The 423-nt window shown below is 26.7% G+C and carries 1 protein-coding gene; it reads left to right on the forward strand.

The window, feature by feature from the left end; translation table 11 throughout:
• Positions 1-17 precede the first annotated feature (17 nt).
• Positions 18-423, forward strand: a 406-nt coding sequence (locus Q3287_RS19530; RefSeq protein ID WP_407964690.1) for a hypothetical protein, incomplete at its 3' end; no start/stop codon positions are given.

Raw genomic sequence — 423 nt, forward strand, 5'->3', positions numbered from 1 at the left:
TAAATAGGGGTGATGTTATGGCAAGTAAAGTTAAAAAGGAGTTTTTTATGGCAACTAAAAAGCACCTTGAGAACTACAAACAATTACATATTAATATTGAAAGTCTAAAACTTCAAATAAAAAATCTTAAAGAGTGCCATTTAGGTGATTTTATACAAGGTTTAAGCTATGACAGCATTCCTATAAGTAAGACTAATTCAATAAGTAATCAAGTTGAAAATGAGTTAATTATCCTTGAAGAAAAGATAATAGAAAAACAGATAGAACTATATGAAATGGAAGCACTAAAATATACAATAGATGTATCCATAAGCAATTTAAAACCTATACATAAACAAATTATAAGGTATAGGTATATAGAAGGCTTAGAATGGAGTTTAATAGTTGATAAAGTATACTTAGAAGAAAGACAATTAAGGGAAA

The organism is Clostridioides sp. GD02404 (assembly GCF_045898275.1).
Lineage (GTDB): Bacteria > Bacillota > Clostridia > Peptostreptococcales > Peptostreptococcaceae > Clostridioides > Clostridioides difficile_A.